Annotated in this window: 19 protein-coding genes; 8 read left to right on the top strand and 11 right to left on the bottom strand. The window is 69.6% G+C overall.

All coding sequences use genetic code 11. The features are described 5' to 3' along the window. Window positions 1-3 precede the first annotated feature (3 nt). Entirely contained in the window at window positions 4-939 is a 936-nt protein-coding gene (locus ACWIHT_RS26630; RefSeq protein WP_456171042.1) for a 5'-3' exonuclease, read from the top strand. Between the two features lie 143 nt (window positions 940-1,082). Further along, window positions 1,083-1,937, top strand: a complete 855-nt coding sequence (locus ACWIHT_RS26625; protein ID WP_456170774.1) for a siderophore-interacting protein — start codon at window positions 1,083-1,085, stop codon at window positions 1,935-1,937. Window positions 1,938-2,025: 88 nt separating this feature from the next. Here ACWIHT_RS26625 and ACWIHT_RS26620 read toward each other — a convergent pair whose 3' ends face one another. From ACWIHT_RS26620 to ACWIHT_RS26610, 3 genes are all read right to left on the bottom strand, one after another. Continuing rightward, on the bottom strand, window positions 2,026-2,802 hold the full coding sequence (locus ACWIHT_RS26620) for an ABC transporter permease (protein ID WP_456170773.1): 777 nt from the start codon (window positions 2,800-2,802) through the stop codon (window positions 2,026-2,028). Further along, the gene (locus ACWIHT_RS26615) at window positions 2,799-3,833 is read right to left on the bottom strand and encodes an ATP-binding cassette domain-containing protein (protein WP_456170772.1); all 1,035 of its coding nucleotides are present in this window, start codon (window positions 3,831-3,833) and stop codon (window positions 2,799-2,801) included. The genes ACWIHT_RS26620 and ACWIHT_RS26615 overlap by 4 nt, the downstream gene beginning before the upstream one ends. Window positions 3,834-4,017: 184 nt before the next feature. Continuing rightward, complete coding sequence (locus ACWIHT_RS26610; RefSeq protein WP_456170771.1) at window positions 4,018-4,638, bottom strand: PadR family transcriptional regulator; 621 nt, start codon at window positions 4,636-4,638, stop codon at window positions 4,018-4,020. A 234-nt stretch (window positions 4,639-4,872) separates the two neighbouring features. Here ACWIHT_RS26610 and ACWIHT_RS26605 point away from each other — a divergent pair, with 234 nt between their 5' ends. Next, entirely contained in the window at window positions 4,873-6,399 is a 1,527-nt protein-coding gene (locus ACWIHT_RS26605; protein ID WP_456170770.1) for an amino acid permease, read from the top strand. 69 nt (window positions 6,400-6,468) lie between these two features. On the opposite strand, the gene ACWIHT_RS26600 is transcribed toward ACWIHT_RS26605, so the two are convergent. After that, the gene (locus ACWIHT_RS26600; RefSeq protein WP_456170768.1) at window positions 6,469-7,830 is read right to left on the bottom strand and encodes a cytochrome P450; all 1,362 of its coding nucleotides are present in this window, start codon (window positions 7,828-7,830) and stop codon (window positions 6,469-6,471) included. A 75-nt stretch (window positions 7,831-7,905) separates the two neighbouring features. Then, window positions 7,906-8,946 carry a terpene synthase family protein gene (locus ACWIHT_RS26595; RefSeq protein ID WP_456171040.1) on the bottom strand — a complete coding sequence of 347 codons (1,041 nt, stop codon included), beginning with the start codon at window positions 8,944-8,946 and terminating at the stop codon, window positions 7,906-7,908. 623 nt (window positions 8,947-9,569) lie between these two features. Here ACWIHT_RS26595 and ACWIHT_RS26590 point away from each other — a divergent pair. Next, entirely contained in the window at window positions 9,570-10,514 is a 945-nt protein-coding gene (locus tag ACWIHT_RS26590; RefSeq protein WP_456170767.1) for an RluA family pseudouridine synthase, read from the top strand. A gap of 19 nt (window positions 10,515-10,533) precedes the next feature. On the opposite strand, the gene ACWIHT_RS26585 is transcribed toward ACWIHT_RS26590, so the two are convergent. The 6 genes from ACWIHT_RS26585 to ACWIHT_RS26560 form a co-directional block, all read right to left on the bottom strand. Continuing rightward, entirely contained in the window at window positions 10,534-12,006 is a 1,473-nt protein-coding gene (locus ACWIHT_RS26585) for a cytochrome P450 (protein WP_456170766.1), read from the bottom strand. An 83-nt stretch (window positions 12,007-12,089) separates the two neighbouring features. Then, window positions 12,090-12,710, bottom strand: a complete 621-nt coding sequence (locus ACWIHT_RS26580; RefSeq protein ID WP_456170765.1) for a GTP-binding protein — start codon at window positions 12,708-12,710, stop codon at window positions 12,090-12,092. Continuing rightward, window positions 12,691-13,092 carry a DUF742 domain-containing protein gene (locus ACWIHT_RS26575; protein ID WP_201049772.1) on the bottom strand — a complete coding sequence of 134 codons (402 nt, stop codon included), beginning with the start codon at window positions 13,090-13,092 and terminating at the stop codon, window positions 12,691-12,693. Before ACWIHT_RS26575 ends, ACWIHT_RS26580 begins: the two co-directional genes overlap by 20 nt. Continuing rightward, complete coding sequence (locus tag ACWIHT_RS26570; RefSeq protein ID WP_200715016.1) at window positions 13,089-13,496, bottom strand: roadblock/LC7 domain-containing protein; 408 nt, start codon at window positions 13,494-13,496, stop codon at window positions 13,089-13,091. Before ACWIHT_RS26570 ends, ACWIHT_RS26575 begins: the two co-directional genes overlap by 4 nt. After that, window positions 13,493-15,070 carry a sensor histidine kinase gene (locus tag ACWIHT_RS26565; RefSeq protein ID WP_456170764.1) on the bottom strand — a complete coding sequence of 526 codons (1,578 nt, stop codon included), beginning with the start codon at window positions 15,068-15,070 and terminating at the stop codon, window positions 13,493-13,495. Before ACWIHT_RS26565 ends, ACWIHT_RS26570 begins: the two co-directional genes overlap by 4 nt. 320 nt (window positions 15,071-15,390) lie before the next feature. After that, window positions 15,391-16,026 (bottom strand): TetR/AcrR family transcriptional regulator, encoded by a 636-nt coding sequence (locus ACWIHT_RS26560; RefSeq protein WP_200715018.1) that lies wholly within the window; start codon window positions 16,024-16,026, stop codon window positions 15,391-15,393. Between the two features lie 199 nt (window positions 16,027-16,225). On the opposite strand from ACWIHT_RS26560, the gene ACWIHT_RS26555 reads away from it, so the two are divergent. Genes ACWIHT_RS26555 through atzF form a run of 4 tightly spaced genes read left to right on the top strand, consistent with a single transcriptional unit; the run spans window position 16,226 to window position 22,861 of the window. Then, window positions 16,226-17,050: an urea amidolyase associated protein UAAP1 gene (locus ACWIHT_RS26555; RefSeq protein ID WP_456170763.1), complete on the top strand. Its 825-nt coding sequence runs from the start codon at window positions 16,226-16,228 to the stop codon at window positions 17,048-17,050. Continuing rightward, on the top strand, window positions 17,047-17,670 hold the full coding sequence (locus ACWIHT_RS26550; protein WP_200715020.1) for an urea amidolyase associated protein UAAP2: 624 nt from the start codon (window positions 17,047-17,049) through the stop codon (window positions 17,668-17,670). The genes ACWIHT_RS26555 and ACWIHT_RS26550 overlap by 4 nt, the downstream gene beginning before the upstream one ends. Next, window positions 17,667-21,176, top strand: a complete 3,510-nt coding sequence (locus tag ACWIHT_RS26545) for a 5-oxoprolinase/urea amidolyase family protein (protein ID WP_456170762.1) — start codon at window positions 17,667-17,669, stop codon at window positions 21,174-21,176. Before ACWIHT_RS26550 ends, ACWIHT_RS26545 begins: the two co-directional genes overlap by 4 nt. Then, window positions 21,173-22,861 carry an allophanate hydrolase gene (gene atzF, locus ACWIHT_RS26540; RefSeq protein ID WP_456171038.1) on the top strand — a complete coding sequence of 563 codons (1,689 nt, stop codon included), beginning with the start codon at window positions 21,173-21,175 and terminating at the stop codon, window positions 22,859-22,861. The genes ACWIHT_RS26545 and atzF overlap by 4 nt, the downstream gene beginning before the upstream one ends. Window positions 22,862-22,878: the final 17 nt, after the last annotated feature.

Here is a 22,878-nt window from a genome sequence, read left to right as displayed (position 1 = left end):
ATGATGCGTGACGTGACCGGACGACTGATGCTCCTCGACACCGCCTCGCTCTACTTCCGCGCCTACTTCGGCGTCCCGGAGTCCGTGAAGGCACCGGACGGGACGCCGGTGAACGCCGTGCGCGGGCTGCTCGAATTCATCGACCGGCTGGTCAAGGACCACCGCCCCGACCAGTTGGTCGCGTGCATGGACGCGGACTGGCGGCCCCAGTGGCGGGTCGACCTGATCCCCACCTACAAGGCGCACCGCGTCGCCGAGGTCCGCGAGAGCGGCCCGGACGAGGAGGAGGTGCCCGACACCCTCTCCCCGCAGGTCCCGATCATCGAGGCCGTCCTCGACGCGGTCGGCATCGCGCGCGTGGGCGTCGAGCCGTACGAGGCCGACGACGTGATCGGCACGTTCACCGCGCACGCCAAGGGCCCGGTCGACATCGTCACCGGCGACCGCGACCTGTACCAGCTCGTCGACGACGCCCGCGGTGTCCGCGTCCTGTATCCGATCAAGGGCGTCGGCTCGCTCCAGCTCACCGACGAGGCGTTCCTGCGCGAGAAGTACGGTGTCGACGGCCGCGGTTACGTGGATCTGGCGCTGCTGCGCGGCGACCCCAGCGACGGTCTGCCGGGCGTGCCCGGGATCGGCGAGAAGACGGCGACCAAGCTCCTCGCGGAGTTCGGTGACGTGGCCGGGATCATGGCGGCGATCGACGACCCGAAGTCCAAGCTGACCCCTTCGCAGCGCAAGCGCCTCGACGAGGCACGGCCCTATGTCGCGGTCGCGCCCAAGGTCGTACGGGTCGCGGACGACGTACCGCTGCCCGATGTCGACCCCGCCCTGCCGCGCGCCCCGCGTGATCCGGAGTTGGTGGGCGCACTGGCGGAACGCTGGGGGCTGGGCGGATCATTGCAGCGACTGCTCGCCACACTCGGGGCGCAAGGTTAATTCTCGTTTTCCGTGAACGGCATTCTCGCTGGTGGGGAGTGATGCTCTGTGCGAGACGTTCATGAACCCCTCATACAGGGGGTGTTAAGTGGGGGAGAGATGCTAACTTAGGTAAGCCTTAGCTATGAACCTGGGAGGCCGTCATGGCAGAACGTCCGGCACGGAAGCCGCGTAAGCCCCACTCCGCGCAGGTCCTCCGCACCGAACGGCTGACCCCACACATGCAGCGCGTGGTGCTCGGTGGCGAGGGTCTGGCCGAGTTCGCGGCGGACACCTGCACCGACCATTACGTGAAGCTGCTCTTCCCGGCCGGGGGCGCCACCTACCCCGAGCCCTTCGACATGGAGCGCATCCGCGCCGAGTTCCCGCGCGAGCAGTGGCCGGTGACCCGGACCTACACCGTGCGCGCCTGGGACCCCGAACACCTCGAACTCACCCTGGACTTCGTCATCCACGGCGACGAGGGCCTCGCCGGCCCGTGGGCCACCCGCGTCCAGCCGGGCGAGTCCGTCCTCTTCATGGGCCCCGGCGGCGCCTACGCCCCCGACACCGACGCCGACTGGCATCTGCTCGCCGGGGACGAGAGCGCGCTGCCCGCGATCGCCCGCGCCCTGGAGTCGCTGCCCGAGGGCGCCACGGCACACGCCTTCGTGGAGATCTCCGGGCCCGAGGAGGAGCAGAAGATCGACTCCGACATCGAGGTCGTCTGGCTGCACCGCGGTGACCGTCCCGTCGGCGAGACACTCGTCGAGGCCGTACGGGCCCTGGAGTTCCCCGAGGGCCGCGTGCACGCGTTCGTGCACGGCGAGGCGGCCTTCGTGAAGGACCTGCGGGCCCTGCTGCGGGTCGAGTCGGCGATTCCGCGCGAGGATCTGTCGATCTCCGGCTACTGGCGGCTCGGCCACAACGAGGACGGCTGGCAGGCCTCCAAGCGGGAGTGGAACGCGAAGATCGAGGCGGAGCAGGAAGGTGTTACGGGGGCCAGCGCGGCCGCGTAGGCGCGCCACTTGGGGTGCCACGACGGACCGTTGGCGTGTGCGGCGCCGTCGTGGCTGGTCGCGCAGTTCCCCGCGCCCCTTTGGGGCGCTACACCGATCGTTGGTACGACCTGAACGTACGTATCGACAGCCATACCGCCGCCACCGCCAGGCCCAGTAGTGCGCCGCCGCGGGTGAGTACCTCGGCCCAGTCGGGGTGGGCGGACATCGCTGAACGGCCTGCCACCATCGCCCAGTTGAGTGGGTTGAAGTCGGCTACGTGCTGCATCCACGTGGGCATCTGCGAGGGTGCCATGAAGGCGCTGGACAGGAAGGTCAGGGGCAGGAGCAGGAAGGTGTTGATGCCGATGATCGACTCCCGCTCCCGTACCAGCATGCCGAGCGCGTTGGACAGTGCCCCGAAGATGGTGCCCAGCAGTACCGAGGCGACTATCAGGATCGCGATGCCGCCGACGCCGCCCGGATAGTCGGCGCCGCCGAGCAGTCCGAGCAGCACGATGACCACCGACTGGAACGCGGTCACCAGGCCGTTGTTGACGACATTGCCGTTCATCAGCGCGGCCCGGCTGACCGGAGTGGTCAGGAAGCGGTTGAGGGTGCCGCGCTGGATCTCCTCCAACGTGCCCATGCCCGCCCACATGTTGGAGCTGAGCGCGCTCATCACGACCACCCCGGGGACCAGGTAGTCCAGATACGAGGTGGTGCCGAAGCCGCCGAGTTCGACGACCTTCTTGAAGAGGTTGCCGAAGAGGAACAGCCAGATCACCGGCTGGATGAGGGTGATGACCGCGAAGGCGGGCTGCCGTGCGAACACCATGAGTTGACGCTGCGTCATGTACCAGGTCTGGGAGACAGCCGTGCTCATCGCGCACCTCCGGCGACCGCGATGGCAAGCTGCTCGGAGCTGTCCGCGTCGGCCTCGGAGTAACGGCGGCCCGCGTAGCGGAGATAGACGTCGTCGAGCGAGGGGCGGGCGACAGTCGCGGCGGCGACCCCGACGCCGACGCGCTCGAACGCCGCCAGCAGGACGGGCATCGCGGCCGCTCCGTCGTCGGCGCGGGCACTGACCCGGCGTCCGTCGACCAGCACCTCGTGCACGCCCGACAGTCCGACGAGGGCGCTCCTGAGCAGCGTACGACCGGCGTCGCCGACCGCCTCGCGCAGCTCCAAGTGGACGGCGTCGCCCCGGAGTTCGCCCTTGAGCGAGTCGGGGGTGCCCTCCACGACGACCCGGCCGCGGTCGACGATCGCGATGCGCTCGGCGAGCCGGTCGGCCTCTTCGAGGTAGTGGGTGGTGAGCAGGATGGTCAGCCCCTCCTCCCCCGCGAGCCGGCCGATCTCGTCCCACATCGCGGTGCGGGCCTCCGGGTCGAGGCCGGTGGTGGGTTCGTCGAGGAAGAGCACCTCGGGCCGGTGCACCAGGCCGAGCGCCACGTCCAGGCGGCGGCGCATTCCGCCGGAGTAGCCCTTCACCTGGCGCCTGGCGGCGTCGGCGAGGGTGAAGCGGTCGAGGAGTTCGTCCACCCGCTTCGCGAGGGCGGCGCCCTTCAAGCCGTAGAGCCTGCCCTGGAGTTGGAGGTTCTCGCGGCCGGTCGCCGTCGGGTCGGCGCCGGAGTTCTGGGCGACCACGCCGATCGCGCGGCGCACCCGGTCCGGGTGGCGCAGCACGTCGTGGCCCGCGACGGTGGCCGTGCCGGAGTCGGGGCGGGCCAGGGTGGTGAGGATCTTGACGGTGGTGGACTTGCCGGCGCCGTTCGGCCCCAGGAGGCCGAAGACGGTGCCGGGTTCCACGGTGATGTCCATGCCGTTGAGGGCGGTGACGTCGCCGGGATAGGTCTTGATCAGTCGGCGTGCCTCGACCGCGGGCGCACCGGAGCTCGTACGAGTACTGCTCATGTCGACTGCTCTCCATGAATGAGCGGATGTGAGTGTGAAAGGTCACGACTGATCCGCGTGCAGAGCGCCGGGCTATCCTGGGTGTGCCGCACCTCGATCGCCTGGCTTGCCGCACGGCGGGTCGGTCTCGGGGTTCGTGACCCCGGCAGGGCTGCTGCAACAGCCCGGTCGGGGTCAGTTCTCGCTAGCTGAACTCCGTTGGCTGCTCCCCCGTTTCGTGGAAGTGGCGCCAGCCTTCGACGCCCAGCGTCGAGCCTTTTCTCAGCTCTTCCAGCAGGCCTCGGACCCACTCGGTCTGCGCCTCGGTCATGTGCAGTTGGTACTCGACCTCGACGAGGAAGAGCCGGGGCACGGATTCGTAGAGCTTCTCCAGCGCTCCGCGCTCGCCGGCCGCCCGCACCTCCAGGTTCTTCACCCGCTCCTCCAGCAGCGTCGCCGCCTCGTCGGGGTGCAGGGCGCCCAGCAGTGAGAGGGCCGTCTCGAAGATGGGGAACTCCTTGACCGGGCGGGCCAGCAGCTCCGACAGCCACTCGGTCATCTCCTCGCGCCCGGCGCCGGTCAGGCCGTAGACCGTGCGCTCGGGGCGGTTGCCCTTGCGCTCTATGTCGGCGACCTCGACGAAGCCGTGCTTCTCCAGGTTCTGCACGACCGTGTAGAGCGAGCCGTAGTTGATCTTCGTGCTGGTGTCCTTGCCCTGGCGGCGCAGGGTCTGGGCGATCTCGTACGGATGCATGGGGCCCTGACAGAGGGTCACCAGCACGGCGAGTGCCAGCGGGTTGCTGAGCTTGCGACGCTTCGCGGCCACGGGGACCACCACCTCCCAGCCTTCTCTCGGGCACACCTCGCATCCGGATATTCGTCAACGAACATATCGCGAGTCGCCGCGGAACGTCAATACACGATGTATCGCGATTTCGCGGCGAGGGCAAGAGCGTGAGGACTTGGGCCCGCCCTGGACACGGTCGCGTGACGCGTCCGAAACAGGCCGTCCCTAATTTCTGTCACCCGACAGGAATTCGCGCCGAAGGCAGGTGCCGCCGTGGCCACAACCACCCCCTCCGACGTACGCCCCGATCCGCCCCACTCCCCCGACGACGGCTCCCTCGCCGAGTTCGGCTACCGCCAGGAGCTGCATCGCAGCCTCGGCCGGTACGCGTCGTTCGCGGCCGGGTTCTCCTTCATCTCCGTACTGACGACCGTCTTCCAGTTCTTCGCCTTCGGGTACGCGTTCGGCGGCCCGGTCTTCTTCTGGGCCTGGCCGATCGTGCTGGCGGGCCAGCTGCTGGTGGCGGCCTGCTTCGCGGAACTGGCCGCGCGCTACCCGATCTCGGGCGCGATCTACCAGTGGTCCTCGCGCCTCTCCACCGCGGCCTTCGGCTGGTTCGCCGGCTGGATCATGGTGATCGGCCAGATCGTCGTCGTAGCGGCGGCGGCGCTCGCGCTCCAGATGGTGCTGCCGGCGATCTGGTCCGGCTTCCAACTCGTCGGCACCGACCCCGCGCCCACCTCACCGGACGGCGCGGCCAACGCGGCGGTCCTCGGCGTGATCCTGCTGGTCCTGACGACGCTGGTGAACATCCTCGACAACCGCGTGATGTCGGTGATCAACCGGGTCGGAGTGACCGCCGAGATCATCGGCGCGATCCTGATCGTGGTCCTCCTGCTGACCCACTCGAAGCGCACCCCGAGCATCACCTTCCACACGACCGGCAGCCTGGAGGGCGGCCTGCTCGGCGCGCTGCTGGTGGGCTCGTTCACGGCGGCGTACGTGATGATCGGCTTCGACAGCGCGGGCGAGATGAGCGAGGAGACCCACAACCCCCGCCGCACCGCGCCCCGCACGATCCTCACCGCGCTCAGCGCGGCGGGCCTGCTCGGCGGCCTCATCATCCTCGGCGGCCTGCTCGCCGCGCCCAGCATGACCGACGGCCACCTGGGCGTCGACGGCCTCAGCTACGTCCTGACGAGCAGCCTCGGCGACGGCGTCGGCAAGGCCCTGCTGGCCGACGTGGTGGTGGCGATCGCGGTGGCGACCCTCGCCATCCAGACGGCGGCCTGCCGCATGCTGTTCTCCATGGCCCGCGACGGCCAACTCCCGTTCTCCGCCCGCCTGTCCAAGGTCAACCCGCGCACGGGAATGCCCAGCGCCCCCGCCCTGGTCGTAGGTGTCCTCGCGGCGGCCCTGCTCCTCCTCAACTTCGCCTCCCCGGACGCGTTCCTGGCCATCGGCACCACCTGCATCGTGATGCTGTACCTGGCCTACGCGATGGTCACGGGCCCCCTCCTGCTCCGCCGCCTGCGCGGCGAGTTCACGACAGAGGGCACGGACGAGACGGGCGCCCGACTGTTCTCCCTCGGCCGCTGGGGCATACCGGTCAACGCCCTGGCACTTCTCTACGGCCTGATCATGACCGTCAACCTGGCATGGCCGCGGGCCGCGGTGTACGACCCGGCGGGCGGGCACTGGTACTTCCAGTGGTTCACGGTGTTGTTCTTGGTGGGGACGGTGGGGCTGGGGTGCCTGTACCGGTGGCTGGGGGCACGTCGAGCCACCGACCTGACATGACCTCAACGCGCAGGACCGGTCAGGCCCACCGGCAGAACCGTCGGTGGACCTGACCGCTTGAGGACCGCCTCACACGGTGGCTGTGCTGCTGGTGCGGGTACCCCTCAGGCACTCCACTCGGGCCCGGACCCCGTGCGGGGTCAAGGTCATCCGGGGTTCGACATGCGGCAGTTGATGATCCACGTGCGAGAGCCGCCATTGGGCCACGATCGCGGACAGCGCGAGTGTCGCCAGGGTCATCGCGTAGTTGTCGCCGATGCACTTGCGCGCTCCTCCGCCGAACGGAATAAGGCTGCCGCGCGCATGCTGCCGCTCCGGAAGCCACCGGTCCGGATCGAAGCGGGTGGGCTGCGGATTGAAGCGCGCATCATGGTGGATGAGATACGGACTGTAGACGAGGGTGGTTTCGGGGGGCATCACGGCGTCCGCCAGCCGGGCTCCGGTGGTGGTGGTCCGGGTGAAGATCCATCCGGGAGGGTAGAGGCGCAGTGTCTCGGTGACCACCCGGCGTGCCAGGTCGAGCCGGGGGAGATCGTCCCAGGTGGCAGCCCGGGTGCCGAGGACCTGAGCCGTCTCGGTGCGCAACCGCTCCTGGACATCGGGGTGTTGGCACAGGAGGTGGACAGCCCACGTGAGGGCCACCGCTGTGGTGTCTATGCCGGCGACCAGCAGGGTCATGATCTGAGCGTGGATCTCGGCGTCGCCGAGGGGTTCTCCGGCGTCGTCACGTGTGTTGAGGAGCATCGACAGCACATCGCCGTGGTTCCTGCCGTCCTGCCGATACAGGGCGATGGTCTTGCTGACCGCGGTCCAAGCCCGATTCCGCGCCCGCTCGTAGCGCAGGTTGGCGGGGAGCGGCAGGCGGCGCAGCAGAGGCGGGAGAACGGCCTGCTGGTAGATGCCTCGGAAGATGTCCGGCAGACATTCCGTGACCGCGTCCACGGCGGGCCTCGCGGCTTCAGCCGTGAACAAGGTCCGAGCAATGGTGCGACCCGCGAGAGCGTTCATCTGCGCGGCCACGTCGACAGCCCGCCCGTCGCTCCAGCTGGTGGTGAGTGTCTCGATCTGCTCGGTCATGATGGCGGCGTAGTCCCGCAGGCACGCGCGGGAGAAGGCCGGTTGCAGACTTCGTCGCTGCCGCCGGTGGGCGCTGTGCGGGCAGGAGGCGATGCCGTCCCCGAGCGCGTTTCCGACCCGTTCGATGATGGGTCCGCCCTTGTCGTAGGTGCTGTCGTGCAGGAGAACCTGCTGGACGAGTTCGGGGCTGCAGACCACGACGGCCCTTTGTCGCCCCAGCCGTATCTGCACCAGGTCGCCATGGGCGGGGAGGGTGTTCAGGAAACGCAGGGGGTCACGGAGCAGCGGAAACAGGTGCCCGACGAGCGGCAGTGCCCCGGGAGCCTGGGTGATGCCTGCAAGATCCGTTGCCATGATCTGTCGGCCTTCCTTGGAGTGGGAGCCACGTGAAGGCTGGCGTCGAGGAAGCCAGGGCGTGCGCCTTGCCGGTCACCCGCAACTGTGCAGAGACGCATGATCCCGGCTCGGGAGCATCTCCTGCAGGTGAGCATGCTGTTGATCCGAATCGCCCGAGGCGACAGGTATCTTGTAGCGCGTGGTGTTCCCGTACCAGTGCAGGCATCCATTCGTCCACTGCCGCATTCCGGCAGTAACCTTCAGGATCTCCTCACGGATGCCGGGCGGCACACCACGGCTTTTCAGGAAGGGCCGGAGCTGCTTTTCGGCGGCCAGGAAGTCGGCGACTCGCCCCTGGACCTTGGCAACGGCCGATTCGATGGCTTCCTGCAGTGAGATTCCGCCAGCGTGCTGTATGACGATGACGACGTTGTGGAAATCTCCGCGCATGTCGTCCAGGCGAATCGAATGCAGGTCGTTCTGCCAGGCGACCACATCGCTCGCTGCTTCGACGATCTCCCTGAACAGGCCCGTCTCGTAGATCTTTTCGGGCACCTCCGTGCGCTGACTGAGTTCGACCAGATCGAAGCCGAACTCCATCCCCACCGACAATCGCCTCGTCCGAGTGAAACTGTCGATCCCGGGAGGAGTGCCGCGGAACCGGTTCTCGGATTCCTCAGTGAATCCCTGGAAGAACAGGTCAAGGTGCCGATTCAGTCGCCGGTGAAGCGTCGGCGAGAGCCTCTCGCCGGTACGAATGGACAGATCCGTGAGGGCCTCGGTGAAAGGAGTCCGCTCCTGTGCGGAGGCAGGGTCCTTTCCCGTGTTGATGATGCCCATCAGGCGCCGGTGCACCGGAGCCCAGGTTTCCGGATCGTCATAGGCCTTTAACGTGTGCAAGTCGTCCAGGATAAAGGTGAAGAAAAGCCATTCCGCGCAAAGGCAGAGATCACGGAATGATGCTTCCGGATAGGTCCAGGCAACGAATTTCCCGTAGCCTGCTTCCAGCCGCTCCCGGCCGCCCTGTGTCTCTGCCAGCCCGAGGCTCTCTCCGAGCGAGCGGACATACTCCTCGATCCGCTGGCTGTAAGGACTGACGGTCGGGGGGGTGGGCTCCGCATACGTCGGGATCATGGCGAGCACTGGTCCTCCATATCTATGGCGCCGGAGTCGGCTGAGGCGGTTGAGCATGGCGCGGGTTGCCCGCTCCCGTGGCGAGAAGCCGAGGAGCCGAGGAGCTGGTGGACGATCGGTACTTCACGGTGACGTACGTGGACATCCCCGTCTGCGCTGTTGGTGTGCCCTTTCACGGGCGTGCCCCAAGTGAGCCGAAGCGGTGGTGACCGCGGTGGGCGAGGGCAGAACGAGTGGTGCCACAGGATCCCCCTTCCGCGATCGCGCGAGTGGGACGCGCCGGCTTCAGCGGTTCGACTTCTATCAGAACGCAGTTCGGTCCAGACCGGAAGTGGCCGTCCTTGATTCAGGCGTGAACGTGTTGCGCGCAGATTTGGACGGTTGCGCGATCAGAGCGCGCACGCCCCCTCGGAACTTCGCGAATGCCTCAGGCAATTGCCGCATCGGTCATATGCCCCGGACGAATTCACACGGCGAACGGTGTATTGGCGCAGCCGACGATTGGCAATGAGCGTTGTTATCGCCCGGCCAGGTCTTGGGCCACCCGCCGACCCAAACCGCGCGTCCCGCTCTCCGACAGCTCGTGCCTCCGCAGTCGGTGCCGCCTCGTACGCTTGATCCTGATGAAACGCAGAAGCCCGATCCCGCCCTCGCCCCTCCCGCAGCGCGACGGAGTCGATGCGGTGCGGGTGAAACTGCCGCAGGGGGCGGCGTGGGCGACCGTGCGTGATCATCTGGTGGAGCGGCTCACGGCCGGGGCGGGGGTGATCGACGGGATGCTGGACGCAGGCCTGATCGTGGACGCCGACGGGCGTGCCGTGCCGCGTGACCTGGCGTACGTGCCGGGCATGTTCGTGTGGTTCCACCGGGAGTTGCCGCCTGAGGTGTCGGTGCCGTTCGCACTGGACGTCGTGTACCGCGACGAGCACATCGTCGTCGCCGACAAGCCGCACTTTCTGGCCACGACACCGCGCGGCAGTCATGTCACGGAGACCGCGCTCGCGCGGCTGCGTCGGGAACTGGATCTCCCCGCGCTGGGCGCCGCCCACCGCCTGGACCGGCTCACCGCCGGACTGGTCCTGTTCACCGTGCGCCCCGCGGAGCGCGGCAGCTACCAGTCACTCTTCCGCGACCGGCTCATCGCCAAGGAGTACGAGGCCGTCGCTGGATATGACCCGGCGCTCGCCCTGCCGCGCACCGTGCGCAGCCGCATCGTGAAGGAGCGTGGCGTCATGGCGGCGCGCGAGGTCGAGGGCGAGCCCAACGCCGTCAGCCAGGTGGAGTTGCTGGAACAGCGGGACGACGGCCTGGCCCGCTACCGGCTGCGTCCCCGCACCGGGCAGACGCACCAACTGCGGGTGCACATGACGGCATTGGGGGTACCGATCCTCGGCGACCCCCTCTATCCCGTGGTGACCGGCCCCGTGGCAGCCGGCGACTTCAGGCGCCCGCTCCAACTGCTGGCGCGGGTCCTGGAGTTCACCGATCCGGTCACCGGGCACGAGCACCGGTTCGTCAGCCCGCGTGAACTGCGGGCCTGGTCGTCGTACGAGGAGTGGGCCGGATAGCCCGGCTGCACCGGTCGGCTCACTCGCCGCGCCACCAGCGCAGCAGGCGCTGGAACACGCCTGCCCGGCCTCCCGGTTCGGGCATCGCCGCCGGCGTCGGAGCTGTGGGCTCAGGCGCTGTGGACCGCGGCTGCGGCTGTGATGTGCCGACCTGCCAGTTGTCCGGGCGCTGCGACGGCACCGGTTTGACGGAGGGCCGCTGCGTGACGTCCTGCTGAGGCTTCGGCGCGAACTTCACCGGCAGTTCCACCAGGTGCCGGTTCGAGATCGACTCCCGCCAGCGCAACTCGCCCTCCTCACAGGCGAGTTGGACGTCCGGGAGGCGGGTCAGCAGCGCGTCGACCCCTACGTCGGCGATGGCGCGGCCGATGTCCTGGCCGGGGCACTCGTGGGGGCCGCCGCTGAAGGCGAGGTGGGAGCGGTTGCCCTGCATGTTGGCCTTGAGGTCGGGGCGCACACGTGGGTCGACGTTGCCCGGCGCGATACCCAGGATGAGACCGTCGCCTCTGCGGATGCGCTGGCCGCCCAGCTCGGTCTCCTGCTTGGCGACGTAGGGGAAGATGGTGCTGAACGGCGGCTCGTCCCACAGGGACTGCTCGACCGCCTGGGGCACCGTCATCTGGCCGCCGTTGAGCCGGGCGCGGAAGCCCGGGTCGGTGAGGACCACGCGCAGTACGTTGGCGAGCAGGTTGGTGGTGGCCTCGTACGAGACGATCATGACGACGCGCAGATGCTGACCGACCTCCTCGTCGGTCAGCCCCGCCGGGTGGTTGATCAGGTGGCTGGTGAAGTCGTCCTTGGGATCGGCCCGGCGGCGGACGGTGAGCCGCATCAGGACGTCCATGATGTACGCGTTGCTGGCGATGGCGGTCTCGGTGCCTTTGAGCATGTCGCGGGCGGCCTGCACGATCCGGTCGTTGTACTCGTCCGGCATACCGAGCATCTCGCACAGCACCGCCATCGGCAGGTGCTCGGCGAACTGGCCGACCAGATCGGCCCTGCCCTCCTCGCAGAACTTGTTGACGAGGTGCTGGGTGGCGCGGTTGATGTAGCGGCGGATGCCCCGGTGGTCGATGGTCGACATGGCACCGGTGACCGCGCCGCGCAGCCGCAGGTGCTCGTCGCCTTCGGCGTGGCAGCAGATGGGCTGCCAGGCGACGATCGGCATGAGCGGGTGTCCCGGCTTGACCGTGCCGTCCTGCAAGGGGCTCCACAACCGGGTGTCACGGGTGTACTGCGAGGGGGTGCGCACCATGTGCATGTTCTCGCCGTGGCCGAGCACCACCCAGATCGGCACGTCGTCGTGGAGCAGGGCGGGGGCCACTACGCCGTGCTCGGCGCGGAGTTTCTCGTACAGGGCTCCCAGGTCCTGCGCCTCGGGGCCGTACAGCCTATGCAGTCCCCCGGGGCCGGTCCCATGCGCGGGACAGCCGGGGGGCGGGCCGAGCGTGGGGTCGTCCGTACCGGTCGGGGAGTGTCGTTCAGACGTCACGGTGGTCGCTCCGAAAACTGAAGTGGATCCGATGTCCGGGGAGTTCGGGACAGGGGGACAGCGCTCAAGCCGCGTGTGCGGGATCAGGTCAGTGAGCCCGTCACCGCGAGCGAGTGCAGGAAGGTCATGAGGGTCATCAGGACGTCCCGGCTGGAAGCCCGCCGTCGCGCGTCGCACTCCACGATGGGGATCTCCGGTGCCAGGTCGAGTGCCTCGCGCAGGTCCTCGATGGGGTAACGGGGGCCGTCCGGGAAGGAGTTGACGGCGATCACGAACGGCACGCCGCTCTCCTCCAGCCGTCCTATGACGTCGAAGCTGACCTCCAGGCGACGGGTGTCGATCAGGACCACCGCGCCGAGGGCGCCCTCGAACAGTCCGTTCCACAGGAACCAGAAGCGTTCCTGGCCGGGGGTGCCGAAGAGGTACAGCACCAGTTGGTCGGTGATGCTGATGCGGCCGAAGTCCATCGCCACGGTGGTCGCGGTCTTGGTCTCGGAGCCGTAGTTGTCGTCGACCCCGACGCCTGCCTGCGTCATGGTCTCCTCCGTGGTCAGCGGTCTGATCTCGCTGACCGAACCGACCATGGTCGTCTTGCCGACCCCGAAACCGCCCACGATGACGATCTTCACCGCGGCCTGTGCCGTCTGTGGCAGATGGTCCTCGGTCCGTGGTCCGGGGAGGGTGTCAGAGCTTTTGAAGTCCATGCATCACCGCTTCGAGGAGGGAACGGTCGGCGATCGCCTGCCGCACGATCGGGGCGCGCGCCTGGACCAGTTCGGCCGTCAGCAGCTCGGTGAGCAGGACGGTCACCACGCTGAACGGCAGATTCAGATAGGCCGACAGCTCGGCCACGGACAGGGGGGCGGCACAGAGCCGGATCAGCGCCGCCCGCTCCGGTGTGGAGGAGGGTGGAGGGTCGGCGCGCGCCACGATTAACGTGACCAGGTCGAGGGCGGCGCGCTCGCGCCCCTCCTCCGATCCGGTGAGGACGTACAGCCGCTCGGGCTCCTTGCGCGGACCCTGTTTGAGGGGCTCGGGCGGAGGCTGTTCCTTGGGGTGGCGCCGCCGGCGTTGCGGAGGAGTCATACGGTCTGCCCGTTGCGCCGGGGCGGGCTGGTGAGGTGGGCGCCGATCCGGACGACCAGGTCACGCATGCGGTTGCTCATGAGGCCGGGTTCGGCGACGACGTCGGAGAGCACGGCGAGGTAGGCGTTGGAGCCCGCCGCCATGAGGTAGAAGTAGCCGCCGTTGATCTCGATGATGACCATGCGCATCGTGCCGTCGCTGTCCGGGATCTCGTGGGCGACGGCGCTCGCGAGGCTCTGCAACCCGGCGCAGGCCGCGGCGACCCGGTCGGCGGCGTCCGGGTCGCCGCCGTAGCGGGCGATCCGCAGTCCGTCGGCGGAGAGCACCACGATCATCTCGATGCCGGGTACGCCGTCGGCGAGCTCCTTGAGCATCCAGTCGAAGTTGGCTCGCTGCTGGATCACTTGAGGTCCCCCTCGTCGTCGGCCTCGACATGGGCCGGCTCGGTCGTCTGGGTGAATGCGGTGGGGTCCGGGTCGCCCTTGAGGCCGTTCATGAACGCCTCGACCCACAGCCCCGGTTCGGGTTCTTCCTTCTCGGGCGCCGGTTCGGCCCAGGCGGACAGGGCCTCCCGCTCGGCCTGTTCGGCCCGTTCGGCCGCCGCCTGCTCGGCGAGCCGCTGGCTGAGCGGCATCTTGACCCGGCTGCGGCGCTGCGGCAGGCCGCCCACCGTCCACTCCGTGACCTCGGGGACCTCGTCCACCATGGAGACCGTCGCGGGGATTCGGGGGCTGGTCGGCCGGCGCTTCTTGGGTGCGCGCTTGGGGCCTTCGAGTGCGCCGAGTTCGATCTTGGGCGCGGCGGTCGCGCCGATGCCGTGCGCGAGGCCGGGCGCGGGATCGCTGGTGAGCATGTCCCGCGGCACGACCAGGACGGCGCGGACACCGCCGTACGCGGAGGCCCTGAGCGAGACCTGCATGTTGTACGTCTGGCAGAGGCGGCCGACGACGGTCAGGCCCAGGCGGGGACTCTCGCCGAGGTCCTGGAGGTCGATGCCGGCCTTGGCCTGCTCCAGCATGTTCTCGACCCGGGCGCGGGCCTCCTCGCTGAGGCTGACGCCCGCGTCCTCGATCTCGATGGCGACACCGGTCTGCACCTCGACGGCGGTGACGTGCACCTTGGTCTGCGGCGGCGAGTAGCGGGTGGCGTTGTCGAGGAGTTCGGCGGCCGCGTGGATCAGCGGTTCGACGGAGGTGCCGCTGACGTTGACCTTGGCGATGGAGTCCAGCGAGATGCGCCGGTACTCCAGGATCCGGGACATGGCGCCGCGCAACGTGCTGTAGAGCGTGACGGGTTGGGGCCACTGACGGCCGGGACGGCCGCCGCCGAGCACCGAGATGGAGTCGGCGAGGCGGCCGATCAGCGCGGTGCCGTGGTCGATGCGCAGCAGGTCGTCGAAGACCTCGGGGTTGCGGCCGTGGTCCTCCTCCATCTCGCGGAGTTCGTTGGCCTGTTGGTGGACGATCGCCTGGACGCGCCGGGCGATGCTGACGAAGTTGCGCTGCGCGGAGTCGCGCATGGCCGCTTCGCGGTCCACGATGTCGAGCACCGTGCGCAGCAATCCGCGCTGCGGTTCGGGGAGTTCGCGCCACTGGGGGTGGGCGTCGACGACTTGGCGAATCACCTCTCCGGGGGATTCTCCGGTCCGCATTCCGTAGAGCGCGGCGGGCATGATCTCCGTCGCGAGCCGTTCGATGTCCTGGTCGTGGCCGGCGATCCGCCGTTCCATGTACGCACGGTCACGAGCGTGGTCCGCGCGCAGGTCACGCACGGTTCGGCCGCGGCGGACCGCTTCGGCCGCCGTCACGATCACCAGGAGCGTGGCGATGCCACCGCACCAGCCGACAGCGGCCCGGGCCGGCTCCGTCACCACGGCGACGGCGGCCCCGGTCGCCGCGGCCATCACTATGGCGGGCAGCAACAGCACACGGGCGTAAGGAAGTTCACGGCGGCCGGGGGGCGATTGAACACTCACCATGTATGCCCTCTAGGAGAAATCGGCTGGGGTAGGGGGAGAGACCCGGGGGATCTTCGTTATGTTTAGGAACAAACGCACGAATACATCCCAACTCGGTGCGCTGCGGGCGAGCTTAGTCCGACCGGATCATCGCTGTGTCATATTCAGCAAGCCCCTGAAAAGGGACACGGAAGAGGAGTACGCTCAACCCATTTACACGCTGCGCCACCGTTCGAACACGGCACGTGACGGTGAACGGGCATACGAAAATCACTCACCGTAAGGAGTGAAGCCCCGCTTCCGGTCCCGCTTCCGGCCGGGGTTCCGGCTCAGATTCCGGCTCAGATTCCGGCGATGCGCAGCGCCGCGTCGGCCGTCGCCTCCGCGAAGGCGGACACCGGCCGCTCGGGGTCGGAGCGGTGCACCAGGATGACGCCCTCGATGAGCCCGAAGAGCAGATCCGTGCGCAGCTCCAGCTCGCTCTTGGCGAGCGCCCCGCCCGCGGCGGTCGCGGCGAGCAACTGCCGGTAGGCGTCCTTGAGTTCGGCGCGTACGGCATGGAAGCCGGCGAAGCGCTCGGCGCGTACCTCGGGCAGCAGATAGAGCCCGCCGAGGTTGTGCGTGCCGCCGCACAGCAGCTCGACGTCGGTGCGGCACAGCTCCCACAGCCGGTCCTCGGCCGGGGTGACGTCGTCCGCGAGGAGTTCCCGGGCGCAGGTCAGCGAGGGCGTGACCGTGGACTCCAGGAGGTCCGCGAGGAGTTCCTCCTTGCCGGAGACGTAATGGTACATGGACGCCTGCCGCATCCCCGCGAGTTCGGCGACGGCCCGGGTGGTGGTGGCCGCGTAGCCGCGGGTGGTGAACAACTCGGCCGCGGCGGCGAGCAGTTCGGCGCGCGGGGACAGTCCACTGTCCGGCCGCTGATCGGCCCGCGGCCTGCCGACCCGGCGGCCCCCCTGTGCACCCGTCGTCCCCATGCGTTCGATCCTCGCACACGGCACCGCGCCGCGAACGCCCGGTGATCTTGGTGAGGGCTCGGTAACCGACCGGCAACACCCGGGCAACCCCGGCGACCCGGCCGCCTCCTAATTTCTGTCGAGCGACAGAAATGCCGAAGGAAACAGCGACAGCAATGTCGTACGACCCAGACGTCCCCGCAGCCGGAGGTCCCCCGCGATGGCGACAGCGACCACTTACGGAGCCCGCGCCCACGCCCGCGCCCAGGAGGGCAGACGCGCCGAGGCGATGCCCGTCGTCCCGGCCGCCGACTGGCCGGCCCCGCCCTGCGCGGCGGGCCACCTGGTGTGGGCCGAGACCGTCGCGGGCGGCAACTACACGCACCGCGTCCTGGCCCGCGGCACCGAACTCCGCCTCACCGACCTGCGCGGCGACGCCTGCGCCCACCTGCTCCTGCACACGGCCGACCGCCCCTGGGAGCGCCTGAACGTCGCCGACACGGTCAAGGTCCAGTGGAACGCCTACCTCGGCGAGGGCCAGCTCCTCCTCTCCGACCAGGGCCGCGTCCTCGCCTCCCTGATCGCCGACACCTCCGGCCGCCACGACGCCCTGTGCGGCACCTCCACCCTTGTCCGCAACACCGAGCGCTACGGCGACGGAACCCCGCAGTCCGACTCCCCCGCCGGCCGCGAACTGTTCAAGCTCGCCGCCGCGAAGAACGGCCTGGAGTCCCGCGACCTGCCCCCGTCCCTCTCCTTCTTCCAGGGCGTCGAGGTCCGCGACGACGGCTCCCTCGACTTCACCGGCTCGGCCGGACCCGGCGGCAGCGTGACCCTGCGCGCCGAACAGGACGTGACCGTACTGATCGCGAACGTGCCCCACCCGGCCGACCCACGCACCGACTACGTCAGCACCCCGCTGGAGGTGCTCGCCTGGCGCGCCGAGGCCACCGGACCGGGCGACCCGCTGTGGGAGGCCACGCCCGAGGGCCGCCGCGCCTTCCTCAACACCACCGAATTCCTCGCCGCGAGGGGGCTCATATGAAGACCGAGGACGCAACGCCCGTACGGACCGCGGAAGTTCCGGCCCGCGCCGCCTGGTCCGCCGTCGTCCGCACCGGCGAGACCCTCACCGTCACCGACCTGCACGGCAACCAGGCCGTCGACTTCCTCGTCTACGACGCCCACGACACGTCGGTCCGCTACAGCGCCCCCGACACCATCCACGCCCAGGGCGGCATCTTCCTCACCACCGGCAGCGTGCTGATGTCGAACGAGCACACCCCGCTGATGACCGTCACCGCCGACGAGGTCGGCCGCCACGACACGGTCGGCGGCGCCTGCTCCAAGGAGTCCAACACCCTGCGCTACGGCCATCACACCTGGTCGCAGCACGCGTGCGTGGACAACTTCCTCGCCGAGGGCGCCAAGTACGGCCTGGGCAAACGGGACTTGGTGTCCAACATCAACTGGTACATGAACGTGCCGGTCGAGAAGGACGGCACCCTCGGCATCGTCGACGGCCTCTCCGCCCCGGGCCTGAAACTGACCCTGCGCGCCGAACGCGACGTCCTGGTCCTGGTCTCCAACTGCCCCCAGATCAACAACCCTTGCAACGGCTTCGAGCCGACGGCCGTGCAGATGACCATCGGAGTCTCCGGATGAGCTTCGACACGCTGCTGATCGCCAACCGGGGCGAGATCGCGGTCCGCGTCATCCGCACCGCCCGCGAACTCGGCCTGCGCACGGTCGCGGTGTACTCCGACGCCGACCGCTCGGCCCCCCACGTACGGCTCGCCGACGAGGCGGTACGGCTCGGCCCGGCACCGGCCAAAGAGTCCTACCTGGACGCCGACTTGGTGCTCAAGGCGGCCAAGGACACCGGCGCGGGCGCGATCCATCCCGGCTACGGCTTCCTCTCCGAGGACGCGGCCTTCGCCCGGCGCTGCGAGGACGCCGGAATCGTGTTCGTGGGCCCGACGCCCGCGCAGTTGGAGTTGTTCGGCGCGAAGCACACGGCACGCGCGGCGGCCGAAGCGGCGGGGGTTCAACTGGCCCCGGGTACCGGGCTCTTGGACTCCGTCACAGAGGCTCTCGCCGAAGCGGCTGCCATCGGTTACCCCGTCATGCTCAAGGCGACCGGCGGAGGCGGCGGCATCGGCATGTCGGCCTGCCACTCCGCCGACGAACTCACCGAGTCCTGGGAGCGGGTGCAGCGCGTCGCCGCCGCCTCCTTCTCCTCCGCCGGGGTCTTCCTGGAACGCCTGGTCGAGCACGCCCGCCATGTCGAGGTGCAGGTCTTCGGCGACGGCGAGGGCGGGGTCGTCACCTTCGGCGACCGCGACTGCTCCCTCCAGCGCCGCAACCAGAAGGTGGTCGAGGAGGCCCCCGCACCGGGACTCCCCGACCACGTACGCGACCAACTGGCGGCGAACGCCCGCGACTTGTGCGCCTCGGTCGGCTACCGCTCCGCGGGAACCGTCGAGTTCGTCTACGACGCGGGGCGCGAGGAGGCCTACTTCCTGGAGGTCAACACCCGCCTCCAGGTGGAACATCCGGTCACCGAGGAGATCTACGGCGTCGACCTGGTCGCCTGGATGCTGCGCCTGGCGCGCGGCGAGCGGGACGTCGTTCGCGACCCGGGCAGCCCGCGCGGCCACGCCGTCGAGGCCCGCGTCTACGCCGAGGACCCGTCCCGCGAACACCGGCCCAGCGCGGGCCTGTTGACCCGCGTCGAGTTCCCGCACGGCGTGCGCGTCGACGGCTGGGTGGAGACCGGCACCGAGGTGACGACGTCGTACGACCCGATGCTCGCGAAGGTCATCGCCTACGGCTCCGACCGCGCCCACGCGCTACGACGGCTGGACGAGGCGCTGGCCCGCACCCGCGTGGACGGCATCGAGACGAACCTGGGCCTGGTCCGGGCGGCCCTCGCCGAGCCGGACTTCCGTACGGCCGCCCACTCCACGGCGACCCTCGCCTCGGTCACCGACCCCACGCCCCGCATCGAGATCGTCACGGGCGGCACCCTCACCACGGTCCAGGACTGGCCGGGCCGTACCGGCTACTGGCAGGTCGGCGTCCCTCCGTGCGGCCCGATGGACGACCTCTCCTTCCGCCTCGGCAACCGCGCGCTCGGCAACGACGAGGGCACCCCGGGACTCGAATGCACGCTCCAGGGACCGACGTTGAGGTTCACCCACGCCACCACCGTGTGCGTGACGGGCGCCCCGGCACCGGTGACGGTCGACGGCGTTCCGGTCCCGCAGTGGGAGCCGGTGACGGTGCCTCCAGGTGCCGTACTGGAGATCGGCGCCCCGGCCCAACACGGCCTGCGGACCTACGTGTTGTTCGCGGGCGGCCTGGACCTGCCCGCCTTCCTCGGCAGCGCGAGCACCTTCACCCTGGGCCGGTTCGGCGGCCACGGCGGCCGGGCGCTGCGCACCGGTGACGTCCTGCACGGCGGCACGGTCGCCGAGGGCACCCCGGTGCCGCCCGCCGACCGCCCGGCCTTCGGCGCCGTATGGGACGTCGCGGCGGTCGAAGGCCCGCACGCGGCACCGGAGTTCTTCACCGAGGACGACATCCACGACTTCTACGCGGCCGACTGGAAGGTCCACTTCAACTCGGCCCGCACGGGCGTCCGGCTGGTCGGCCCGAAGCCGCGCTGGGCCCGCAGCGACGGCGGCGAGGCGGGCCTGCACCCGTCCAACATCCACGACACCCCGTACTCGGTCGGCGCGGTCGACTACACGGGAGACATGCCGGTACTGCTCGGCCCGGACGGCCCGTCCCTCGGCGGCTTCGTCTGCCCGGCGACGGTGATCAGCCAAGAGCGCTGGAAACTGGGCCAGTTCAGGCCCGGCGACACGGTCCGCTTCCTCCCGGTGAACGTCGACGGCTCACCCCGCCCGTCCATCGTGGACGGCGGAATCCTCGCCCGGGACGGAGACGTCACCTTCCGCCGCAGCGGCGACGACAACCTCCTGGTCGAATTCGGCCCCATGCAACTGGACTTGGCGCAGCGCATGCGCGTCCACGCCCTGATGGAGGCGGTGTCGGAGGCCGACTTCGAGGGCGTCACGGACCTCACCCCGGGCATCCGCTCCCTCCAGATCCAGACGGACCCGACCCGCCTGCCCCAATCCCAACTCCTCACCGCCGTAAGGGAGATAGCGGCGGCGCTCCCGCCCACCGACCAGCTGATCGTCCCTTCCCGCACGGTCCACCTCCCCCTCTCCTGGGACGACCCGGCGACCCGCGAGGCCATCGCCCGCTACATGGCGGGCGTCCGCGACGACGCCCCCTGGTGCCCCTGGAACATCGAGTTCATCCGCCGCGTCAACGGCCTGGACTCGGTCGAGGACGTCTACGGCACGGTCTTCGACGCCGAATACCTCGTACTCGGCCTGGGAGACGTCTACTTGGGCGCCCCGGTGGCCACGCCGCTGGACCCGCGCCACCGCCTGGTGACCACCAAGTACAACCCGGCCCGCACCTGGACCGCGGAGAACTCGGTCGGCATCGGCGGCGCGTATCTCTGCGTCTACGGCATGGAGGGCCCCGGCGGCTACCAGTTCGTGGGCCGTACGACCCAGGTGTGGTCGGGCTGGCAGCAGCGCGGCGCGTTCGAACCGGGCTCGCCCTGGCTGCTGCGCTTCTTCGACCGGATCAAGTGGTACCCGGTGGAGGCGGACGAACTCCTTGAACTCCGGGCCGACATCGTCTCCGGCCGTTTCGTCCCGCGCATCGAGGAGGGCACGTTCTCGCTCGCCGAGTACGAGGCGTTCCTCGCCGAACAGGCCGATTCCATCGCGGAGTTCAGGTCTCGGCAGCAGACCGCGTTCGGCGCGGAACGCGATGCCTGGGAGGCAGCGGGCGAGTTCACCCGGGCGGAGGCGGCGGCCGCCCCGGCACCAGCGCGGACCGAGGTGACCGTCCCGGTCGGCGGACGCCTGATCGAGGCCGAATTCGCCGCCTCCGTCTGGCAGTTGAACGTCGAGCCCGGCGACGAGGTGACCGTGGGCCAACCCCTCCTGGCCCTTGAGGCGATGAAGATGGAATCCAGGGTCCACGCCCCGATGACCGGTGTGGTGGCCGAGATCCTGGCCAGGCCAGGCGACCAGGTCGAAGCGGGCACGGCGCTGCTCGTCCTCGCCCCCGCAAGCTGAACAGCAAGGAGCACCAAGAGATGTCGACCACCTCGACCACCGTGTCCCGAGTCCGCGCCGCCTACGCCCACATCGAGGCCGTGGACCGCCCCGAGATCTGGATCGACCTGCGCGCACAGGCGGAGGTCGAGCAGGAGGCGCGGGCGCTCGACGAGCGAGTGGCGGCGGGCGAGCAACTCCCCCTCGCGGGCCGCCTGTTCGCGGCCAAGGGCAACATCGACGTGCACGGCCTTCCGACGACGGCGGGCTGCCCGGCGTACGCCTACGAGCCGGAGTCGGACGCCCCGGTCGTGGCCCGCCTCCGCGCGGCCGGCGCGATCGTGCTCGGCACCACGAACCTCGACCAGTTCGCCACCGGCCTGGTCGGAACGCGCTCTCCCTACGGCGCGGTCCGCAACGCCCACGACCCGGCGCGGATCAGCGGCGGCTCCAGCGCCGGTTCGGCGGTCGCCGTGGCCCTGGGCCTCGTCGACTTCGCCCTCGGCACCGACACCGCGGGCTCGGGCCGGGTCCCCGCCGCCTTCAACGGCATCGTCGGCCTCAAGCCCACCCGGGGCCTGGTCCCGACGGCGGGAGTGGTCCCGGCCTGCGCCTCGATCGACTGCGTGACGGTGTTCGCCCGCACCCTCCCCGAGGCCGAACAGGCCCTGTCCTTCATGGCCTCCCCACCGGACCGCGACCTCCCGCCCCTCCCCCAGCGCGCGCCGGGCCCGTGGCGCATCGCGGTAGCGGCAAGGGACCAACTGGGCGAGCTGGACGAGGGCTGGGCGGAGGCCTACGAGGCGGCGGTGGAGCAACTCAGGGGCGCGGGCGCCGAGATCCGCACGCTCGACCTCACCCCCTTCACGGAGGCGGCGGCGATGCTCTACCAGGGCGCGTTCGTGGCCGAGCGCTACACGGCGGTGGGGAGCTTTGTCGACAAGGCAACAGCGGACGGCATCGAGGGCCTGGACCCCACCGTCACCGGCATCATCACCCGCGCCCGGTACATCCCGGCCCACCAGCTGTATGCGGACCAGGACCGCCTGACGGCCCTCCGCACCCGAGCCCTAGCCGAACTGGCCGACGCGGACGCCCTGTTGCTCCCGACCACACCGGGCCACCCCACCCTGTCCGAGGTCGCGGCCGACCCCCTGGGAGCCAACGCCCGCCTGGGCCGCTTCACCAACTCCACAAACCTCTTCGACCTGGCGGCGGTGGCGGTCCCGGCCGGCAAGGTGAACGAACTGCCCTTCGGCGTGATGCTGATCGGCCCGGCCTTCACGGACGACCGCCTGGCACAGATCGCGCGCGCCCTGGAGCCGTCGGTCCAACTGGCAGTAGTAGGAGCCCACTTGACGGGCCAGCCCCTGAACCCCCAACTCCTGTCCCTGGGCGCCCGTTTGGACCGCACGACAACAACGGCGTCGGTGTACCGCCTGCACGCCCTGGCTACGACCCCGCCCAAGCCGGGCCTGGTGCACGTGGGCGGCAAGGGCGGCGCGTCGATAGAGACAGAGGTATGGCGCCTACCGGCGGAGGGTTTGGGCCGCTTGCTGGCGACCCTCCCCCGCCCCATGACCCTGGGAAGCGTGGAACTGGCGGACGGCACGAAGGTCCCGGGCTTCCTCTGCGAGCCGGCGGCACTGTCAGACGCAGAGGACATCACCAAGTACGGCTCCTGGCGAACCTACGTCAACCGCTAGTCATTTAGGGGCGCGGG

It is taken from the genome of Streptomyces sp. NPDC002276, assembly GCF_053891435.1.
This window is presented reverse-complemented; position numbering and strand designations above follow the sequence as displayed.